Source organism: Flavobacterium sp. 90, from assembly GCF_004339525.1.
GTDB lineage: Bacteria > Bacteroidota > Bacteroidia > Flavobacteriales > Flavobacteriaceae > Flavobacterium.
The window spans coordinates 1,202,213-1,223,570 of the sequence record NZ_SMGE01000001.1; the positions used below are offsets into that span (position 1 = coordinate 1,202,213).

At 33.0% G+C, this 21,358-nt stretch carries 18 protein-coding genes and 2 tRNA genes; 10 read left to right on the plus strand and 10 right to left on the minus strand.

The features are described from left to right. Window positions 1–58: 58 nt before the first annotated feature. Window positions 59–700, plus strand: coding sequence for an O-methyltransferase (locus C8C83_RS04765; RefSeq protein ID WP_121326660.1), 642 nt, complete (start codon window positions 59–61; stop codon window positions 698–700). Between the two features lie 445 nt (window positions 701–1,145). Here the strand turns inward: C8C83_RS04765 and C8C83_RS04770 are convergent, their stop codons facing one another. The 7 genes from C8C83_RS04770 to C8C83_RS04800 all read right to left on the minus strand — a co-directional run bounded on the left by C8C83_RS04770 (window position 1,146) and on the right by C8C83_RS04800 (window position 7,205). Then, complete coding sequence (locus tag C8C83_RS04770) at window positions 1,146–1,709, minus strand: phosphatase PAP2 family protein (RefSeq protein WP_121326661.1); 564 nt, start codon at window positions 1,707–1,709, stop codon at window positions 1,146–1,148. Between the two features lies 1 nt (window position 1,710). Further along, window positions 1,711–2,058, minus strand: coding sequence for a twin-arginine translocase TatA/TatE family subunit (locus C8C83_RS04775; protein WP_121326662.1), 348 nt, complete (start codon window positions 2,056–2,058; stop codon window positions 1,711–1,713). Window positions 2,059–2,162: 104 nt separating this feature from the next. Continuing rightward, a complete protein-coding gene (locus C8C83_RS04780) occupies window positions 2,163–4,415 on the minus strand; it encodes a M1 family metallopeptidase (protein ID WP_121326663.1) in 2,253 nt (750 codons plus the stop codon). Window positions 4,416–4,481: 66 nt separating this feature from the next. Next, window positions 4,482–4,994: a DUF6702 family protein gene (locus tag C8C83_RS04785; protein ID WP_099710877.1), complete on the minus strand. Its 513-nt coding sequence runs from the start codon at window positions 4,992–4,994 to the stop codon at window positions 4,482–4,484. Beyond that, window positions 4,978–5,736: a hypothetical protein gene (locus tag C8C83_RS04790; protein ID WP_121326664.1), complete on the minus strand. Its 759-nt coding sequence runs from the start codon at window positions 5,734–5,736 to the stop codon at window positions 4,978–4,980. Before C8C83_RS04790 ends, C8C83_RS04785 begins: the two co-directional genes overlap by 17 nt. Further along, the gene (locus C8C83_RS04795; RefSeq protein ID WP_233566001.1) at window positions 5,726–6,430 is read right to left on the minus strand and encodes a carboxypeptidase-like regulatory domain-containing protein; all 705 of its coding nucleotides are present in this window, start codon (window positions 6,428–6,430) and stop codon (window positions 5,726–5,728) included. The genes C8C83_RS04790 and C8C83_RS04795 overlap by 11 nt, the downstream gene beginning before the upstream one ends. A gap of 7 nt (window positions 6,431–6,437) precedes the next feature. Continuing rightward, on the minus strand, window positions 6,438–7,205 hold the full coding sequence (locus tag C8C83_RS04800; protein ID WP_121326666.1) for a carboxypeptidase-like regulatory domain-containing protein: 768 nt from the start codon (window positions 7,203–7,205) through the stop codon (window positions 6,438–6,440). 164 nt (window positions 7,206–7,369) lie between these two features. On the opposite strand from C8C83_RS04800, the gene pepE reads away from it, so the two are divergent. Further along, window positions 7,370–8,077, plus strand: a complete 708-nt coding sequence (gene pepE, locus C8C83_RS04805; RefSeq protein WP_121326667.1) for a dipeptidase PepE — start codon at window positions 7,370–7,372, stop codon at window positions 8,075–8,077. A 417-nt stretch (window positions 8,078–8,494) separates the two neighbouring features. On the opposite strand, the gene C8C83_RS04810 is transcribed toward pepE, so the two are convergent. Together C8C83_RS04810 and C8C83_RS04815 are read right to left on the minus strand one after the other, a co-directional pair. Then, window positions 8,495–8,567: transfer RNA gene (locus C8C83_RS04810), tRNA-Gly, on the minus strand. Window positions 8,568–8,673: 106 nt separating this feature from the next. Further along, window positions 8,674–8,746 (minus strand) — tRNA-Gly (locus C8C83_RS04815). Window positions 8,747–8,882: 136 nt separating this feature from the next. On the opposite strand from C8C83_RS04815, the gene C8C83_RS04820 reads away from it, so the two are divergent. Continuing rightward, window positions 8,883–9,320 carry a GNAT family N-acetyltransferase gene (locus C8C83_RS04820; protein ID WP_165877225.1) on the plus strand — a complete coding sequence of 146 codons (438 nt, stop codon included), beginning with the start codon at window positions 8,883–8,885 and terminating at the stop codon, window positions 9,318–9,320. Between the two features lies 1 nt (window position 9,321). Further along, window positions 9,322–10,914 carry a L,D-transpeptidase family protein gene (locus C8C83_RS04825; protein WP_121326669.1) on the plus strand — a complete coding sequence of 531 codons (1,593 nt, stop codon included), beginning with the start codon at window positions 9,322–9,324 and terminating at the stop codon, window positions 10,912–10,914. Here the strand turns inward: C8C83_RS04825 and C8C83_RS04830 are convergent. Further along, window positions 10,903–11,625, minus strand: coding sequence for a murein L,D-transpeptidase catalytic domain family protein (locus C8C83_RS04830; RefSeq protein ID WP_121326670.1), 723 nt, complete (start codon window positions 11,623–11,625; stop codon window positions 10,903–10,905). The two genes, C8C83_RS04825 and C8C83_RS04830, sit on opposite strands and share 12 nt — an antisense overlap. Before the next feature lie 318 nt (window positions 11,626–11,943). On the opposite strand from C8C83_RS04830, the gene C8C83_RS04835 reads away from it, so the two are divergent. The 6 genes from C8C83_RS04835 (at window position 11,944) to C8C83_RS04860 (ending at window position 21,351) form a co-directional block, all read left to right on the plus strand. Next, window positions 11,944–14,373, plus strand: a complete 2,430-nt coding sequence (locus C8C83_RS04835; protein ID WP_121326671.1) for a DUF5916 domain-containing protein — start codon at window positions 11,944–11,946, stop codon at window positions 14,371–14,373. A 140-nt stretch (window positions 14,374–14,513) separates the two neighbouring features. Beyond that, complete coding sequence (gpmI, locus tag C8C83_RS04840; RefSeq protein ID WP_121326672.1) at window positions 14,514–16,031, plus strand: 2,3-bisphosphoglycerate-independent phosphoglycerate mutase; 1,518 nt, start codon at window positions 14,514–14,516, stop codon at window positions 16,029–16,031. Window positions 16,032–16,263: 232 nt separating this feature from the next. Further along, window positions 16,264–16,935, plus strand: a complete 672-nt coding sequence (locus C8C83_RS04845; protein ID WP_121326673.1) for a TetR/AcrR family transcriptional regulator — start codon at window positions 16,264–16,266, stop codon at window positions 16,933–16,935. Window positions 16,936–16,951: 16 nt separating this feature from the next. After that, window positions 16,952–18,613: an ATP-binding cassette domain-containing protein gene (locus tag C8C83_RS04850; RefSeq protein WP_121326674.1), complete on the plus strand. Its 1,662-nt coding sequence runs from the start codon at window positions 16,952–16,954 to the stop codon at window positions 18,611–18,613. A 3-nt stretch (window positions 18,614–18,616) separates the two neighbouring features. Further along, complete coding sequence (locus C8C83_RS04855; protein ID WP_121326675.1) at window positions 18,617–19,963, plus strand: biotin/lipoyl-binding protein; 1,347 nt, start codon at window positions 18,617–18,619, stop codon at window positions 19,961–19,963. Further along, the gene (locus tag C8C83_RS04860; RefSeq protein WP_121326676.1) at window positions 19,963–21,351 is read left to right on the plus strand and encodes a TolC family protein; all 1,389 of its coding nucleotides are present in this window, start codon (window positions 19,963–19,965) and stop codon (window positions 21,349–21,351) included. Before C8C83_RS04855 ends, C8C83_RS04860 begins: the two co-directional genes overlap by 1 nt. Window positions 21,352–21,358: the final 7 nt, after the last annotated feature.

Genomic DNA, 21,358 nt, shown 5'->3' on the forward strand with positions numbered 1-21,358 from the left:
TAAAAAAGCGAGCCAATATTTTTTGTATTTTTGTTTTCAAAATTGAAGACACTACAAGATGCATTTTATATCACAAGACTTAGAAGATTATATCGAGCAACATTCTGAAAACGAACCAGAATTACTAGCCAAACTTAATAAAGAAACGTACCAAAAAATACTTTTACCAAGAATGTTAAGCGGACATTTTCAAGGTCGTGTTTTGAGTATGTTATCTAAATTAATTCGTCCGGTTAATATTCTCGAAATCGGAACTTATACTGGTTATGCCGCTTTATGTTTATGCGAAGGAATGCAGGAAAATGGTCAATTACATACTATTGACATTAAAGAAGAATTGGTAGACTTTCAACGCAAGTATTTTGACGCATCGCCTTGGGGAAATCAAATTTTTCAGCATTTAGGAGAAGCCGTTGATATTATTCCAACTTTGGACGTCAAGTTTGATTTGGTTTTTATCGACGCCGACAAAGAAAACTACTTAAACTACTGGGAAATGATTGTACCGAAAATGAATAAAGGCGGAATCATTTTATCTGACAATGTTTTATGGAGCGGAAAAATACTAGAACCGGTTCACCCAAATGATGTTAGCACAAAAGTGCTTTTAGAATACAATCTATTATTGAAAAACGATCCAAGAGTTGAGACCGTTTTATTACCAATTCGTGATGGTTTGACGGTTAGTAGAGTACTTTAGAAAAAGGTTCTGAGATTCTGAGATACTAAGGTTCTAAGTTTTCAAAAACTATTCTTGAGAATTTGATGATTAATAAAGTTCTCTAATGTTTGTCATTTCGACCAGAGGGAGAAATCACACTCGTAAATCGACAAAGATTGGCGATTTTGATTGTAGAATTTCTTGTGTGATTTCTCCCTTCGGTCGAAATGACAAATCTGACTTAAATAGACAATACTAAAGAGGCTTTAGCCAAAACGAAATGTTTTGACTAAAGCCTTTTTATTGAGTTGATTTTTTTTGCCCTCAAACTAAAGCAGAAGGCAATTAAAAAACTTATATTTAATTTAATTCTAAATTTTCTTTTGAAAAACCAGAGTCTTAGCCCAGATAGAAGTGTAAATCCTTTTGTGCCGGGGTTCGACATAAAAGATTGAAACGGATAGCTGGAAATAGCTCCTAAAAATTATCCAGGAAAATATTGTGGTTTTAGTTTTCGATACACTAAAAAGATTAAAAATCCGAAAAGTGCTCCAAAAAAGTATCCTGTAAGAATGTCTCCCGGATAATGTAATCCTAAGTAAATACGGCTATAAGCAAAAATTAACGGCCATAAAAACAGGAATCCTAAATACTTAAAATGACGTTTTAAAACCAAGAATAAAAACGTAGCAACTGCCATTGTATTGGCCGCATGACCGGAGAAAAAACTATATGATTGTCTAACCTGAACAACACGAATAAATGAATTGATTTCGGGATTATTACACGGACGCAAACGTTGAAAGTTGTATTTGAACAAATTAGTAACCTGATCTGTAAAGGTTAACAAAACGGCTATAAATAGCACAATAAACAAGGTTTGTTTTCCTCCTACTTTTTTATAAATAAGATAGAAAAGTAATAGAAAAAATGGCGTCCAATTTAACTGACTGGTAATAATAAGCCAAAGTTTATCGTATGTTTCAGATCCTAAACCATTAAGATAAACGAATAATTGAGTATCTAGTTCTTTTATTTTTTCAAGCATATTACATTTGGCGTTTTACAGGTCCTGAGATCGAATCGATATCTTCTTTTACTTTGTCAATTTCTGTTGCTGTTTCTCCCAACAAATTAGGTGAATCACCCATTATGTTAGCCTTAGCGTCATTAATCTGAGCATTAATATTTCCAGTGATATCCGTTAGAGCTTTTGCATCAAGACCGTTGGCCTCTGCTCCTTTTTGGATTTCGCTTTTAATATCATTGGTTGCATTTTTCAATTGCGCCATTGCTTTTCCCATTGTACGGGCAATTTCCGGCACTTTGTCTGAACCAAAAAGCATTAGAACTATAAATAGTATGAAAACTAATTCTCCTCCTCCTATACCAAACATATCTTTTATTTTAGTGTGCCACAAAGATATTAAATTTTGTAGCTGACAGTTTTAAAATTTACTTAAAAAAAAAGACTCTTTTCAGAGTCTTCTTCTTTCTATATTTAATCAAATTTTGACTTTTCCTGTACTTTTGGCCAAGAGTTATTGGTTACATCAATATCAGCAGTCATTAATTTTGGATCTATCTGAATGTTTTTTATCGCTTTTTCGGTTGCGTAAACTTTTTTAGCGGTATCATTATTCTTTCTCCAGATTTGAGCCGGATACTGATAATTTTGTTTTGAACCGTCTTCGTAAGTAATCTCAACAAGAATTGGCATAATCATTCCGCCTGGTTTATTGAACTCCACTTCGTAGAAATATTTAGGCGATTTTAATCCTGCTTTTTCTTCCGCAGTGAAAGTTTGATTTACGTAATCAGATAATAATTTTACGTCATCTACTTTCAAAGCGGTCTTTTTTGTAGCATTTACTTCAGCATTATCACCGGAAACCAAATACACAAATGGTCCTTTATCATATCCGAAACGTCCTTTTTTAACTTTTACATCTTTAATATCAGTAGTTGGAGTATCAGAAACATAGTATTGTTTTACTTCTTTGATTCCGATATCTACGAAATCTGTTGAGTAAAACCATCCTCTGAAAAACCAATCTAAATCTACAGCGGAAGCATCTTCCATAGTTCTAAAGAAATCTTCAGGAGTTGGGTGCTTAAATTTCCATCTGTTTGCATATGTTTTAAAAGCATAATCAAACAATTCATGTCCCATAACAACTTCTCTTAAAATATTAAGTCCGGTTGCAGGTTTTCCGTAAGCGTTATTTCCAAATTGCTGAATCGTTTCAGAGTTAGACATAATTGGCTCTAAAAACTTTTGATCTCCACTCATATAAGGAACAATATTTTTTGCAGGACCACGTCTTGACGGGAAAGTAGGATCTAATTCCTGCTCTGCCATATATTCCATAAATGAATTCAGACCTTCATCCATCCAAGTCCATTGACGCTCGTCAGAGTTTACAATCATTGGAAAAAAGTTATGTCCTACTTCGTGAATCACAACACCAATCATTCCGTTTTTAACCTCTCTACTAGTCACCCCATTTTCATCAGGACGACCATAATTCCAACAAATCATTGGATATTCCATTCCCTGATCTTCTGCAGAAACTGAAACTGCTTTTGGATAAGGATAATCAAATGTGTGTGATGAATAACTTTTTAAAGTATGCGCAACAGTCATCGTTGAAGTTTCTCCCCAAAGCGGATTTGCTTCTTTTGGATAAACCGATTCTGCCATTACAATTTTACCTCCTAATTTTACAGCCATTGCATCATAAATGAATTTTCTTGATGATGCAATTCCAAAATCACGTACGTTTTTAGCACTAAATTTCCATGTTTTTTTCTTTTCAGAGAAACCTTTTTCAGTTACTTCAGCTTCAGCTTGTGTAACAATTACAACCGGTTTATCAAATGATTTTTGTGCTTGTTCGTAACGTTTTACTTGTTCTGCAGTAAAAACTTCTGCTCTATTTGTCAATTCTCCAGTTGCATCGATTACGTGATCTGCAGGAACTGTAATATTTACGTCAAAATTTCCAAAAGGTAGAGCAAACTCTCCGCTTCCCCAGAATTGCATATTTTGCCAGCCTTCAACATCGTTGTAAACCGCCATTCTTGGGTAAAACTGAGCAATTACATATATTTTGTTTCCGTCTTTTTCAAATAATTCATAACCTGAACGTCCATTTCCAGTTTCTTTTCTATAATTATTGATATTGTACCACCATTTTATAGCAAATGAAATTTTCTCACCCGGTTTTAGAGGAGTTGCCAAATTAATGCGCATCATAGTTTCATTGATTGTATAAGACATAGGATTTCCTTTTGCATCTTTTACATATTCAATATTAAAACCACGTTCTAAATCTTTTTTCAAATATTTACTAGAAAAACCATCTAATGGTAAAACCTGACTAATTTTTTCGCTTTCAGCTAAAGAGGATTGTGTATTTGCTTTTGCCTGATTTTGATCTAACTGAACCCATAAATACTCTAAACTATCCGGAGAATTATTTGAATAATTAATTGTTTCAGAACCACTTAACTTTGAATTCTTATCGTCTAATTCAACATCAATTTTATAATCTGCCTGTTGTTGATAGTATGCCGGTCCGGGAGCTCCCGCTGCAGTACGAAACATATTTGGCGTTGCCAACAAATCGTACATTTGGCTAAATTTGTTTGTATCATATTTACCTTGTTGTTTTGGCGCAACAGTGGTAGTAGTTTTTTCCTGAGCAATAAGTATTGCAGGAAAAAGCAATAATAATGAAAGTTTTTTCATAAATATTTAAAGGTAATTTTGTCAGGGTGTGAAAATAACAATTAAAATAATAATTTTACTTATTATTTAATACTTTAACAATTCTTTCCTTGAGGATTCTGTAAAGAGAACACTTCTTTTGGTGCCAAAAGCTGTAATATGTGTAATATTCTGCTGTTCAGCATTCCAATCAACCAAAATCGAATTTGATATCTCAATTGTCTTAAATTTTTCCACATCTTTTATTCTGGAGTAACAAACCAAAACATCATCAGATTCTACCTCTTTTGACAAGAAGGTAATAGCTTTTGATTGTCCGTTGATTTTGATTGTGAAGTTTTCTGAAAGGTATTTTTTTAATAAATCAACATCGGCCTGAGTTTCTTTCTCAGTACCGATGTATGTTTTTTTATGGTATTTTTTTTCGATTCCGTTATTCAGATCATCGACAAAAATACGGGAAGTAATTTGAATCATTTTTTTTTCGGCCGCATAATTGACCTGAAAAACACCCATATAAAATTTATGGAATGTAAAAGCTGAAAGCGATAAAAACAATAATCCTAAAAGAGGATAAATTAATCTATTTTTCGGCAACATTTGCTTTTTGAAATTCTTTGTTTTTATTAATCATAAAGTCCATTAACTCAAACTTTTCTTCTGGTTTTAAATGTCTTTTAGATTCCGGATCATTAGAACAATACATTAAGAACAAATCAATTTCGTCGTTTTTTAACCCTAATGTTTTAGTAAAAAAGTCAGTAGTAAAATTGGCTCTGGAATATTGAACAAAAGCCATATCATCAATAACTTCCGGTTTTACTTCATCTTTATTTTTCGTCAGAATCTTTTTTACATCCTTGAAAATTCGAACAAAATCTGTTCCATATTTAATGGTTTGATCAGAATACATTGCGATATTTTTTGCAGTAGATTGCTTATCATCTTCAAACTGCATATCAACATATTTCTGAGTATCTTTATCTAGCGATTTTACTTTTAAATCTTTACGAACAACAACTTCTTTCAATTGATTATTTGCCAAATCTAATTGAATTAAGAAAAGTACATCTGAACAATCTTTTTCTGTCAGAACTACTTTTTTTGCCTGAAATGCCAAACCTGTAAACAATAAAGTATCTTTTGGTTTTGCCATAATATCAAACAACCCACCTGAACCTATAAAAGTTCTAACGTTTGCATTAATGTTCATTACATAACCACTTTCTATTGCCAATCTTGTATTGACAACTTGCCCATGTAATGGCTTCCTTGAATTATTTTGTCCCAGCGCAATCTGGCAAAATAAGCACACAACGAGTATTCCTAGTCTATTTTTCATTTTCGAGAATTATTAAATATCTTCTTGCTAAATCTGTTATTAAAAACATACTCATTGTTTTGTTTTTAGTATTCAAAGATACAGCAAATTCGGCATCATCCACACAATATAATTGAAATCCTTTGATATCATCCGTCGGAATTTTCAATCTGTCTGTGTAATAATTCTCTTCAAAAAGGTATTCCATTTTTCTAAAAAGTGCTTCCTTTTTCTCTACATTCACTTCTTTTTTCAACATTGTAGTTCGTCCGGACATCATATTCAACAACTTATCTACTGAAGTCGAAGTTGCAGTATAAACTTTTCTTTCTGCCGGTGTGTATTTTTTTTGTCCATAGGGAATTATACCTAAATTTTCTGCCGTGATATTGGCATTTTCATTTACGACGACTTCTTTTAATTCTACTTCTTTGGCTGTCATTTTTATCTTGAGCGAATTTAAACTCAAATCATCCGCAGTAATACGATAACGAAGTCCTTCTAAATTCACAGCAGAAAAAACCAAAACATCTCCCTCTTTTACAGCAATTGTAAACATTCCGTTAGCATCTGAAATAGTAGCAATTTGTGTTGTATTATTAACAACATTTACCGCTTCAACCGAAGTAGATTGCGCTAAAATCTGTCCAGGAATTTCCCTTGAAACTGTATTTTGTCCAAAACTATTCTGAACCAGAATTAGAAAAAAAATCAATATTATATTACTTATTTTCACTCGCTATTATTTCTTTGTATTTCACAGCCAGTTCGGCTAGCAAAAACTCTGTCGAAGTTTTATTTTTAGAGTTCAAAATTACTGTGAATTTATCGTTTTCCACGGCATAATATTCAAAACCTTTTACGTATTCAAGCGGAATTTGCAATCTGTTCACAAAATGATTAATGCTAAACATACGCTCTAAAAGTTTCATGAAAGCTTCTTTCTTTTCAACCGCCACTTCTTTTTTAAGCATTGCAGTTCTTCCTGAAAAGAAATTCAATAATGGATCTGCAGATATTGAACCTCCAGCCATTGAACCAGCATTTGCCGTAGGATTTAATGCCGTAGCTGTATGTAATTTCCTTTCGGCTTCTGTATATTTTTTCTGCCCATAGGGAACAATTCCTAGAGAGGCAGCATTAATTCCGTTGTAATTTCTAACCACAACTTCTTGCAATTGATGCATTACCATGTTCAATTTTACTGTAAAATGAAGGTCTGAGAAATTCTCAGCAATTAGCAAAACCTTATTTTCCTTGAATTGTATAGACGAAAAAACAAGTGTATCCCCTTCTTTAGCAGAAATAGAAAAAGCGCCCGATTCATCTGTAGTCGTCATCGCTTCAGTTTGAGCATTTATAACATAAACACCTTCTAAATCAGAAGTATTAGCCGTTATTTTTCCGTTAATAACACCACGATCCTGGCTTTGAGACCAACTAGTTTGTCCCAAAACAACCATCAAAATACATGCAACTTTATTGACCAAAATGCTGAAAAATTAGAATTATTCTTAAAGCTGTAAAAATATCTTAATGTATTCCAAATTTAGTATTAAGGACATGGTAAAAATATGTTAATTAAACCCGTTTTACACTTTCAAAAAAGAGAGTTTTAATACCTTTAACAGAAACAAATCTGAGTTAAATTTCTATGAAAAGTATCATCATTGCCAGCACATCTACATTACACGGAGGCAGTTATTTAGACTATATTTTACCCGTATTAACATCACATTTTAAAAATTGCGAAAGCATTTTATTCATTCCGTATGCCCGCCCAAGCGGAATTTCGCATGACGAATACACCAAAAAAGTAGCCGAAGCATTTTCTACTATTAACATTGCCGTAAAAGGAATTCATGAATTCGAAGACGCCGCAAGCGCCATAAAAAATGCTCAAGGAATATTTACTGGCGGAGGAAATACTTTTTTACTAGTTACACAACTATACAAAAACAATATCATGCAGATTCTTGCCGAAACTGTAAAAAACGGAACTCCATATTTAGGAACCAGTGCAGGAAGTAATATCTGCGGTTTATCAATACAAACCACCAATGATATGCCTATAATTTATCCGCCAAGCTTTCAGACTTTAGGATTAATTCCGTTCAATCTAAATCCACATTATTTAGATCCAGATACTCAATCACAACACATGGGAGAAACTCGCGAAACAAGAATTAAAGAATTTCACGCTTTTAATTCAATTCCCGTTTTAGGATTGAGAGAAGGAAGCTGGCTTGAAGTTAAAGGAGACAAAATAACCTTAAAAGGAAACTTAAAAGCTCGTTTATTCAGACAAAACGAAAATCCCGTAGAATTAGAAACAGAAAGCGATTTAAGCAATTTGAACTAAAAAAGATATTTTAACCATTAAGACATTAAGCTTATTAAGAACTGAACTTAATCTCAACTTGACAAAAGTTTATTAAGGATTGAACTTAATTTTTGGATCAACACAAAAAAATGTGGAGAAACATAAAATATTTTTTATTAACTAATTATTTTAACCGCAAAGCACGCAAAGGTTTTTTATTCGTAAGGTTTTACATAAACACAAAGTTCGCAAAGCTTTATCAATATAGCTTTGCGAACTTTGTGTTTAATAGTAATCTAACAAAAAAAAACTTTGCGCCCTTTGCGGTTAAATTCTTCCTTAATTTTTATACTCCAGAGCCTTTCGTATTGATCTTAATTTTCCTTAATATCTTAATGATAAAAAAAATATTTACGCAAAAAAAATCCTCAAACAATTAGTTTGAGGATTCTGAAGAGCGAAAGACGAGGCTCGAACTCGCGACAACCAGCTTGGAAGGCTGGAGCTCTACCAACTGAGCTACTTTCGCATTAACCGGGTGCAAATATAAATAATTAAATTTTTAAAACAAAATAAAAATCAAAAATTATTTATTTTTATAAAAAACCGAAACGATTAAGTTCCGGTTTTTTTAGAGCGAAAGACGAGGCTCGAACTCGCGACAACCAGCTTGGAAGGCTGGAGCTCTACCAACTGAGCTACTTTCGCATTACCGTGGTGCAAATATAGAAAATAACTTAAGTTCAAAACAAGCTTTTTCGCAAAAAAATTCAATAAAAAACAACAATAATTTATAACTAATTTAAAACTAAAAAGTTATATATTTATTTATTTTACACAAATCATGAGTATCATTAAAGAAATACCGTCAAAAGAAACTTTTATCGTTCGTCAACCAGTTTTAAGAAAAGGGAAACCCGTCGAAAGTTGCGTATTTGAAGGTGATGACCTAGAAACGACAAAACGCTTTGGTTTATTTGAAAACAAATGTTTAATAGGAATTATTCCACTATTTCAAAAAATCAATCCTATATTTGCCGAAAATAACCAAGCTCAGATTCGCGGAATGGCTGTTTTAGAAAACCATCAGAAAAAAGGAATTGGAGAAGCTTTAGTAAAACATTGCGAAAAATACTGCAATACAAACAATATCGATTTAATCTGGTTCAAAGCAAGAACTGCTGCTATTGGGTTTTATAAAAAAATGAATTACGAAACTCTGGGAAAAGCATTTGACATTAAAGATGTTGGAGAACATTATTTAATGTCTAAAAAAACATGAAATGAAAAAAATTTACTTTTTATTAGTTATAAGCCTGTTTATTAGTTGTAAAAAAGACACTCCTAAACCTATTCCTGTGGTCAAAAAAAAACCACCATTAATCATACTTACCGACGAAAGAAAAGTAGAAATAGATACTGCAACAATAAATGTATTTAAGAGCGAAACCTTAAAACAATTTTATGATGCTTCTGAACATAAAACCGTTTGGGGAAACCTTAAAAAGAGAACTTATGTTTTATCGCAATTAGAAAATTCGAATCTACTTGGCTTAGATCCTGAAGATTACAAAACTTCTAAGCTTAAAAAATTCGAAAGTAGAATCAGCTCTTTAAACGACAAAGATCTGGCTACATATGATATTTTATTAACGTACAACTTTGAAAAATATCTTAATCACTTATATAAAGGAAAACTGGATCCAAAGAAACTATATACGGACTGGGATTTAGAAGAAAAGACATTTGACGTAAATAATGTGCTCATAAAGGCTTTCAATAAAAACAAACTGGACAGTATTGTTGACAATATTCAGCCGAAATCAGAAACTTACAAGGAGTTATTAAAAGCTCTTGAAATTATTGAGAAGTTTCCAAATGACGAAATTGGAACGATTGCTATAGACTCTTCGACAAGAAAAATAACTTTAAATGATACTAACAACGCTTTAGTCAACATCAAAAAAAGACTTTTATTCTGGGGAGATATGTCAGGGAAAGATACTCTGAACAAAATTTATAATAAAAAAACATTCGAATCAATCAAAAGATTTCAGGAAAGACATGGTTTAGCTTCTGATGGGGTTATTGGCGTAGGAACTATAAACGCTTTAAACTATTCGAAAGAAAAAAGAAAAGAGCAAATTATCGCCAATTTAGAGCGCTGGAGATGGTATACTTCCGATTTTGCCGAGAATTATTTCATTATCAATATTCCAAATTACAGCTTGAATGTTGTTGAAAGCAAAGACACGACATTAGTTCGAAATATTGTGGTAGGAACGAGCAAAAGAAAAACACCTATTATCACCTCAACATTAAGAACAGTTGTTTTTAACCCAACATGGACCGTTCCACCAACTATCTTAAAGGAAGATGTTGTGCCGGCAATGAAACGCAATAGAAATTATCTGGCGAATAAAAACATAACTATATACGATACTACGGGAAAAGTTGTAGATCCGAGTGCATGGAACGAGAACAAACCCGGTAATTACCGTTATGTACAAAGTCCGGGATATAATAATTCATTGGGAGTAATGAAAATTTTGTTTCCAAATCATCATAGCGTTTACTTGCACGATACTAATCATAGAAACTATTTTGGACGAAGCAATCGTTCTTTAAGTTCCGGTTGTGTTCGTATTGAAAATCCTTTAGAATTGGCAGAACATATATTAGATGATCCTGAACAATGGTCGAGAGAAAAAATCGACACGCTGATTGCTACCAAAAAAACAACGAGCATAAAAATTATCAAAAAATATGCTTTATACCAATGGTATTGGACAGCTTGGAGCAAAAAAAATCAGCTCATTTTCAGAGCTGATATTTATAATTTAGATTCGGATTTGTATGCTAAATTAAGAAATTAGCCTTTCTTCCATCGCAAAACTTCTTGACGGATGGTAGATATACAAACACGATTTGTCTTTTATAACTTCGATTATTTCGTCTGTTAATTCCACTGGAATTGCCGGACAACCTTGGCTTCTGCCTAATCTTTTATTGTTTCTGATAAAAGATTCAGAAACATAATCAGCTCCATGCATAACCACTCCTCTTTCGCGGGCGTTATCATTTACTCCGTTTTCTAATCCATCTAAACGTAGAGAAGCTCCATGTTTTCCGCGGTAAATTTCGCCTGTTGCATAAAAACCTAAACTACTTTTAAAAGAAGAGTTTGAGTTTGAAAATGCTGATGCAAATTCTTCTCCGGTATTTCGTCCATGCGCAACAAGAGAATTAAACAAGATTGTGTTTGTCGTTAAATCAATTACCCAAAGGCGTTTTGAATTTGATGACAAACTAAAATCAATTAATGTCAAAATATTTTTTTGAATAATTCCTCTTTCTTTCAACAGGTAAAAACCTTTTAAAGCTTCAGAAAAAGTTTTAAGTTCAGGCAGCTTAAAATTGTTGGTATTCAAAGTATTATAAACACTTTCAATTTTTGCTTCAACAGTAAGTTTCTCAACTTTAGCATAATGCTTTACTGTTTCTTTTTTAATTTCGGATGTGTTATTTGAATCTTTACCAAAAGATAACAGCAAAAACACAAGAAGTGGATAAATTTTGTAAATCATTGAATTGCTTTAGGTTAAACAAAAGGTTTGGGTCTGGCAAAAGTATAAAAAAAATGTACCTATCAAAATATAAGCCTGTAAATCAGGGGCTTTTTGGTTAAACTTTAACAGAACTAAGGCAAAAAATTAGTATTTGGCGCAAAAATCTTTTTTATTTGTAGGAGATTTACTTATCATAAAAATCTTAGCGTTTTGAACCTTTTTCTTAAAGAAAACTTAATCAAATGGCATTTTTTATAACTAAAACTGTAACAATCCCGAAAAAACATTGTCTATTAAAACAACACATATTATAGGATCGTTTATTTTGAACTTTACATGAAAAAAGCACTTTTTTTTATTCTTCTTTTATCTACTTTCTCAGGCTTTAGTCAGAAAAAAGTTTTGCACACACAATCGACTTCGCAAAGCTTTATTATTGATGGAAAACTGGATGAACCGGCATGGAAAGACGCTTCGATCGCAACTGATTTTGTAATGTATGATCCTGATAATGGGAAACCGATTCCGGAAGCGAGAAGAACTGAGGTCAAAGTTGTATATAATAATGATGCCATTTATATTGGCGCAATGATGTATGATGATGAACCCGCCAAGATTCTAAAAGAAATTTCGCACCGTGATAACTTTGGAACTGCCGATATGTTTGGCGTTTTCATTAATGGCTTTAATGATGGTCAGCAAAATTTTGAATTTTTCGTTTCTGCAGCAGATGTTCAAGGTGATTGCATTATGACAGATGCCAACGGCGAGGATTATTCATGGGATGCTGTTTGGATCAGTAAAGCGAGAATAGCCGACAATGGCTGGATTGTCGAAATTAAACTTCCATATGCAGCTTTGAGATTTTCGGGAGAAAACAAGCAAACTTGGGGAATAAACTTTTTCAGAGAGATAAAACGGGAACGTAAAAAATATACCTGGAATTTAATCAATACTAAAATTGGAACTTTTACGCAGCAAAATGGCGATTTAGCAGGAATCGAAAATATCAAACCTCCTACCCGATTATTTTTTCTGCCTTATGCTTCTTATTATCTAAATGCTGCTGATGGTCAAAAAACGTATGCCACAATAAAAGGCGGAATGGATATTAAATACGGAATCAGCGATGCTTTTACGCTTGACGCAATTTTAATTCCTGATTTTGGACAGGCAAAATACGACGATCAAATTTTGAATCTTGGTCCGTTTGAGCAGCAATTCAATGAAAACAGAGCTTTTTTTACTGAAGGAACTGATTTGTTCAACAAAGGAAATATGTTTTATTCGAGAAGAATTGGAGGAAAACCGTCTGTTGATCCTGATTTGAATAAAAACGAAGAAATTATTGATAATGTACAAAATGTGAATCTAATCAATGCTTTGAAAGTTTCAGGAAGAACAAAAAACGGATTAGGAATTGGAATCTTAAATGCTGTTACGGAGAAAACTTTTGCTACTATAAAAGATACAATAACCGGCGAAACAAGACGCGTTGTTGTAGAACCTTTGACGAATTATAATGTATTAGTTCTGGATCAGCGTTTTAGAAAAAATTCTTCGGTAACATTTATTAACACGAATGTTACGAGAAACGGTCAGTTTAGAGATGCAAACCTGACGGGATTAGTTTGGGATTTAAATACTAAAGCCAACACTTATAATTTATCCGGTAACGTAAAATACAGTTTTATCAATGCTGCCGAAAATAAAAACGGACTTTACTCAAGTGTTAGTTTTGCCGAAACCAGCGGTAATTATCGCTACAGCGTAGGAACTGATTTTGTGACCAAAGATTTTGATCCCAATGATTTGGGAATTAACTTTTATACCAATTATTACAACTTTTATGGCAATGCAAATTATAGAATTCTGAATCCGACCAAACTTTTTAATAAGTTTAAAGTAGACTATGATATGTATGTCGAGTTTAATAAAGAATCCGGAAAAGTACAAGACAATAAAATAAGTTCGGAAGTAAATGTTACATCTGTAAATAATAATTATTACGGATTTGGAGTTACTCTTTTTCCACTGGAATCTTATGATTATTACGAACCCAGAGCAGAAAACAGGTACGTTATTCTTCCGAGGAAAATTGAAGCATGGGCAAGCGTATCAACTAATTACAACAAGAAATTTGCTATTGATTTAAATCCATCTATTGCAATTGCAGATGAATCCGAACGAATTGCTTTTGGAGCTGATATTGGTCCAAGATATCGATTTAACGACAAACTGTTACTAACTTATACTTTTAGTTTTCTAAGACGTAACAACAATAAAGGTTATATTGATAGTTATGACGATGATGACAATGAAAACACTCCTGAAATTATTGTTTTTGCAAACCGGAATGTAATTACTTACGCCAATACTCTTGGCGGAAAATATGCTCTAAACAGCGCCATGACACTCAATTTGGCGGTTCGTCAATATTGGTCATCGGCTGAAAATAAAAACATTCTGGAACTTGAACCAGACGGAACTCTGGCGCCTTATCCTCAATATACCGAAAATAAAAACTCAAGCTTTTATTCCTGGAATACTGATTTATCTTATTCGTGGTGGTTTGCGCCCGGAAGTCAGCTTTCGGTTTTATACCGTAATAATGCTTCAAATTTTGAACGTATAATCGACAAGAATTTCAAGAACAATGTAACAGGTTTACTGAACAATGATGCTCTAAAACACATTTTTTCGGTAAGTGTAAAATATTTTATTGATTATAATGCTGTCAAAAATAAGATTAGAAACAGAAGCTAGCGTGAATTAATTTTAAAAAAATTAGGGTTCTTCAACCAAATTATTATTTTTTAATAGCCTTCATTTTATTAACCATAAATTATAACATTGCTTTCGTTCACATTTTAGAAATGGTTTATCTTTGTAAAAAACTAAAAATGATGAATAAAAAAGTAATACTTATGATCTTGGACGGTTGGGGAAAATCTCCTGATCCAAAAGTATCAGCGATAGACAATGCAAATGTTCCTTTTATAAACAGCCTTTACAAAGATTACCCAAGCGCACAACTTAGAACTGACGGATTAAATGTTGGTCTTCCTGAAGGTCAAATGGGAAACAGTGAAGTTGGTCACATGAATCTTGGTGCCGGAAGAATTGTATATCAGGATTTAGCCAAAATAAACTTAGCCGTAGCAAACAAAACACTTGCCAAAGAACAAGTACTTGTTGATGCTTTTACTTATGCTAAAGAAAACAATAAAAAAGTTCACTTTTTAGGATTAGTTTCTGACGGAGGTGTTCACTCTCATACTTCTCACTTACGTGGATTAATCGATGCATCACAAGAATATGGTTTAGATCAGGTTTTTGTTCATGCTTTTACAGACGGTCGTGATGTTGATCCAAAATCAGGAGCAAAATACATTCACGATTTAGAAGAACACATTAAAGATACTCCGGTAAAAATAGCTTCAATCATTGGTCGTTACTACGCAATGGATCGTGACAAACGTTGGGAGCGCGTAAAACTAGCTTACGATTTAGTTGTAAACGCTATTGGAACTCCATCTAAAAATGCAGTTGCAAGCGTTCTTGATAGTTATGCACATGACGTTACAGATGAGTTTATTGCTCCAATCGTAATGGTTGACGAAGAAGAAAAACCTCTTGCTACAATTGTCGAAGGTGATGTTGTTATCTTCTTCAATTTTAGAACAGACAGAGGTCGTGAACTTACAGAAGCTCTTTCGCAACAAGATTTCCATGAGCAAAACATGCACAAGTTAAACTTGTATTATGTTACGCTTACCAACTACGACGAAACATACCAAAACGTAAAAGTAGTTTACAATAAAGATAACATCACCGAAACTCTTGGTGAAGTATTAGAAAAAGCGGGTAAAAAACAAATTCGTATTGCTGAAACTGAGAAATATCCGCACGTGACATTTTTCTTTTCTGGCGGAAGAGAAACTCCTTTTGAAGGTGAATCACGTATTTTAAGAAATTCTCCTAAAGTAGCAACTTACGATTTGCAGCCAGAAATGAGCGCTTTTGAATTAACAGATGCTCTTGTTCCTGAATTGAATAAAGGCGAAGTAGATTTCGTTTGTTTAAATTTTGCAAATGGAGATATGGTTGGTCATACTGGAATCATGAGTGCTGCAATTAAAGCTTGTGAAGCTGTAGATGCTTGCGTAAAACAAGTAATCGAAGCGGCTCTTGCCAATGATTATACTACAATCGTAATTGCCGATCACGGAAATTGCGAAACAATGATTAATCCTGATGGAAGCCCAAATACCGCGCACACAACAAACCCAGTGCCGATTATTTTGGTTGACAAAGAATTAAAAAATATCCAAAATGGTGTTTTAGGTGACATCGCTCCTACTATTCTTGAATTAATGGGCGTTCAGCAACCTAATGCAATGACTTGTCATTCGTTATTGTAGAAGTATTCAGTCTCAGTTTTCAGTCTCAGTTTTCAGTCTCAGTAGACACTGAAATAAATAAAATAAACCCGATAGATTTTTAAAATCTGTCGGGTTTTCTGTTTTATAGTTCCAACTGAAAACTGGGACCGCGACTGAATACTGACACTGAGACTCAAAAAACATAATAAATAAAAGTTAAAATTTCTAAATTGATAGTATTACTATTATCTTTGCATTTAAAATAACTATTATGGAAATCATACTATCAAATATAAAGATGCAGGTTAACGAAAAGATCTACGTAAAAGATCCGGAAACATCTGCATTGGGAAAAAAGATAATTGAACAAAGTATTCTTCTTATTGATGATATTGGTTTTGACAATTTTACCTTCAAAAAATTAGGCGAAAAAATAGGCTCAAACGAGAGTTCTATTTACCGATATTTCGAAAACAAACACAAATTATTAGTATATTTATCTTCATGGTATTGGAGCTGGATGGAATACAAACTGGTTTTTACTACTACCAATATTCCGGACAAAAAAGAAAAACTCGATAAAGCTATCACCATACTTACCGAGAAAATTACTGATGATGTCTCGACAGACCATATAAACGAAGCGATTTTAAACAAAATAATAATTGCCGAATTCACAAAAACACTTCATACCAAAGAAGTTGATCAGGAAAATAAAGAAGGCTTTTTTTTAATCTATAAAAGAGTTATCAATAGAGTTGTTGCAATTGTCAAGGAAGTAAATCCCGATTATCCTTATGCTAAATCATTAGTATCAACTATTGTCGAAGGAAGTTTACACCAGCATTTTCTAACAGATCATTTAAGATCCATTACAGATTGCAATGAAACTGTGACAACAACACAATTTTACCTAAATCTCGCACATAACGTTCTGCGCTAATTATAAAAAAAAGAATATGACTACTCCATTAAAAAGATTTTACAATTTACTAGAGCTAGATAAAAAAGACATTTATCAAATTTTCTTCTACGCCATTTTTGCCGGTTTAATCAGTTTATCACTTCCGTTAGGAATTCAGGCAATCATCACTTTTATACAATCCGGAAGAGTAAGCGCTTCTTGGATCGTACTTATTATTCTTGTTGTTGCAGGTGTTGCACTTGTTGGAATTTTAGCCTTAATGCAATTGCGAATCACCGAAAATCTACAGCAAAAAATATTTGTTCGTGCTTCGTTTGAATTTGCGGCTCGTTTGCCAAAAATAAAATCCGAAGAATTGTATGGAACTTATCCGCCGGAATTAACGAATCGTTTTTTTGATACTTTGACCATTCAAAAAGGAACTTCAAAATTATTAACGGATTTTTCAGCAGCTTTACTTCAAATCACTTTTGGGATAATTCTGCTCTCTTTATATCATCCTTATTTTATTGTTTTTGGACTTTTATTGTTCCTTCTTTTATTCTTTATTTTTAAATTTTCGTATAAATCAGGAATCGAAACCAGTTTAAAAGAATCAAAATTCAAATACAAAGTTGCAAGTTGGTTACAGGAAATGGCTCGTAATAATTTTAGTTTCAGAAATGAATTAAACTATGATTTTGCGCTTCAAAAAAACAACTCAATAGTCGAAGGTTATCTTAATTATCGTGAGAAACATTTTGGCGTAATCAAAAGACAATTTATACAATTGATCCTTTTCAAAGTCATCATTACGGCAAGTTTATTATCAATTGGGGGATATCTGGTTTTAAGTCAGGAAATGAATATTGGACAATTTGTGGCTGCAGAAATCATTATTTTATTAGTAATTACTTCTGTCGAAAAAATCATTGTTGGACTTGAAAGTTTCTACGATGTTTTGACTTCTGTTGAAAAAATTGGACAAGTAACCGATTTAGAATTAGAAGAAAACTCAGATTCACAAACAGATCATTGCTACAACAGTATCAATTTAGAAACTGAAAATTTAAAATTCAAATTTCCGGATGCTCCAACTAATGCATTGGATTCTATCACACTTAAAATTGAGCAAGGCGAAAAAATCGTAATTGATGGTACAAATGGCTCCGGAAAAACAACGTTAATTCGCTTATTATCAGGTTTATTAAAACAAAGTTCAGGCGCTTTTTATATCAATGACGATACTTTTAGAAAAATAGATTTAAAACAATATCGTGCACAAATAGGCAGTATTATTCATAACGAAACTCCATTTGAGGGAACAATTTTAGAAAATATAACTTTTAATGATCCTTCAATAACTACCGAAGATTTAAAATGGGCACTTGATGGAGTTCAGTTGAGTCCGTTAATTAAAACTTTACCAAAAGGTTTAAAAACACATATTTATCCTGAAGGAAGACAACTATCATCGTCTAATGCGCAAAAAATTCTCTTGGCAAGAAGTATAATTCATAAGCCAAAAGTGCTTTTCTATGAAGATCCAACAGACACAATGGACGAAAATGTGGCGAATGAAATCATTGATTTTATTACTTCAGAAAAAAACAACTGGACGATTATTGTTTCTTCAAAAAATCCATATTGGAAAACAAAATCTACCCGAAAAATAACAATGCAAAACGGACATATTATCCTTGATCAAAAACAATAAGTCATGCTAAACATATCTGACAACAAAACAAAATTACAGTCACTTGATCGATACGAAACTGTAAAAAACCTGAGCAACAGACCTCATTTTAAGATTTTAAACAAAATAATAGTTGTGACTTCAATCTTAGGATTAATTGCTCTTTTCCTGCCTTGGACACAAAACATTTCGGGATCAGGATCTGTAACAACTTTAAAACCCAATCAAAGACCACAATCTATTCAGAGTGTTATCTCAGGTAGAATTGAAAAATGGTATGTACAAGAAGGTGATTTTGTAAAAAAAGGCGATACGATCTTGTTTATTTCTGAAATAAAAGAAGATTATATGGATCCGAATTTGGTTCAGAACACCAAAAATCAGGTCGATGCAAAAAAGAACTCTCTCGAATCTTATGATGATAAAGTAAATACACTTTCGACTCAGATTCAATCTATACAAAATGAAAAAACGCTAAAACTGCAACAGGCACAAAACAAAGTCAAACAATCGCTTTTAAAAATAAAAAGTGACAGTATTGATTTGGTTGCTGCAAAAACACAGTTAAGAATTGCCAATACACAATACAATCGTTCGGTACAATTGAACAAAGAAGGCTTGAAACCTTTGACTGATGTCGAAGAAAAACGTTTAAAACTTCAAGATGTTGATGCCAAAATAATCACGCAGGAAAACAAATATCTAACAAGCAAAAACGAATACATAAACGCAAAAGTTGAGATTAACAGAATCTCTGCTGAATATGCTGAAAAAGTGGCTAAAGCCAAAAGTGATCAGTTTACCACATTGAGTAATAAATTTGATACTGAAGCGCAAGTCAATAAATTGGAAAATCAGTACGCAAATTACAGCTTAAGAAACGGAATGTATTACATCAAAGCGGTACAAAGCGGTTATATCAACAGAGCTTTGCAGGCTGGATTAGGAGAAACTATAAAAGAAGGAACGCCAATTGTAACGATAATGCCGTCGCAATATGATATTGCGGTTGAGACTTTTATAAACCCAATCGATTTGCCTTTAATCAAAAAAGGAGCAGAAGTACGCGTCTGGTTTGATGGTTGGCCAACAATTGTATTTTCAGGATGGCCAGATATGTCGTACGGAACTTTTGGTGGAAAAGTTGTGGCGATAGAAAATTTCATTAGCCCAAACGGAAAATACAGAATCTTAATCGCACCTGATCCACATGAAGCAAAATGGCCAAAACAATTGAGTATTGGTTCCGGAGCACAAACAATTGCTTTATTAGACACCGTGCCAATTTGGTTTGAAATCTGGAGAACCTTAAACGGATTCCCTCCTAATTATTACAAAACCGGCGAAAAAGTAACTAAAGAGAAAAAATAATGAAACAAATACTTATAGCTTTTCTTTTTGTGAGTTGCACCGTTTTCGGTCAGCAAACCATTTCTAAGGAACTTACTTATAATGAGTTTCTTGGATATGTAAAAAAATATCATCCATTGGTAAAAAGTGCTAATCTGGAAGTAAGCGAAGCACAAGCCAATTTGATGATGGCAAGAGGTGGTTTTGATCCAAAGATTGAAGTTGATTTTAGTAAAAAACAATTCAAAGACAAAGAATATTATTCGATTCTAAACAGTAGTTTCAAAATCCCAACCTGGTACGGAATTGAGCTAAAAGCCGGATTTGACAATAACGAAGGTTATTATCTTAATCCCGAAAATACAACTCCAAATGCAGGTTTAACTTCATTTGGAATCAGTGTTCCGCTTGGTCAGGGATTGTTTATTAACCAAAGAATGGCAGATCTTCGCAAAGCCAAAATCCAGATAAAACTAAGTGAATCTGAAAGAAAACTTCAGGCTGTGAGCGTTTTATATGATGCTTCACTTGCTTATTTTAATTGGAAGAAGAATTTTGAAGAAATGAAGCTTTACGAAAATTACAACAACAACGCTGTAATCCGTTTAGAAGGAATAAAATCCTTAATTATTCAAGGCGACAAACCTGCGATAGATAGTATTGAAGCCGGAATTATTGTAAAAAACAGAGCTTTAAGTCTTGAAGATTCTAAACTGAAACTTACAAAAGCAAAACTGGAATTGTCAAATTTTATGTGGCTTGAAAACAATATTCCGTTAGAGATTTCAGATGATCTTGTTCCCGAAGCAGCGCTCGAATCTACATTGCAGGAAACTTTAAAAACAAACGATTTATTGCAGGGAGATTTTAGCTTAGCTACACATCCAAAATTAAACGCGATGCAAAATAAAATAGATATGCTGACGGTTGATAAAGATCTTAAAAAGAATATGTTATTGCCTAAAATAAACATTGGTTATTCCTATTTGTCTGAACCTGCTTATATTGACAATTATCGCTTTGACGATTACAAAATTGGACTGGAATTTTACTTTCCATTATTTCTGCGAAAAGAACGCGGAAGTTTGAAATTGGCAAAATACAAGCTTCAGGAAAATCAATTTGCTTTGGCTTTAGAGAAAACACAATTAGCAAACAAAATAACGGCTCAAAAAACAGAAATTCTTTCGCTTGTAAAACAGAAAAAACTAGCCAAAGATTTAGTCGACAATAATATGACGATGCTAAACTCTGAGGAACGTTTATTCACTTTTGGAGAAAGTTCTTTGTTCCTGATTAATACTCGGGAGAATAATTTAGTAAGCGCAAAATTAGCTGCGATCGCTCTCGAAAACAGATTTTATATCTCCAATTCAGAGTTATTCAAAATCATGGCAAATCCTGATTGATTTTTTT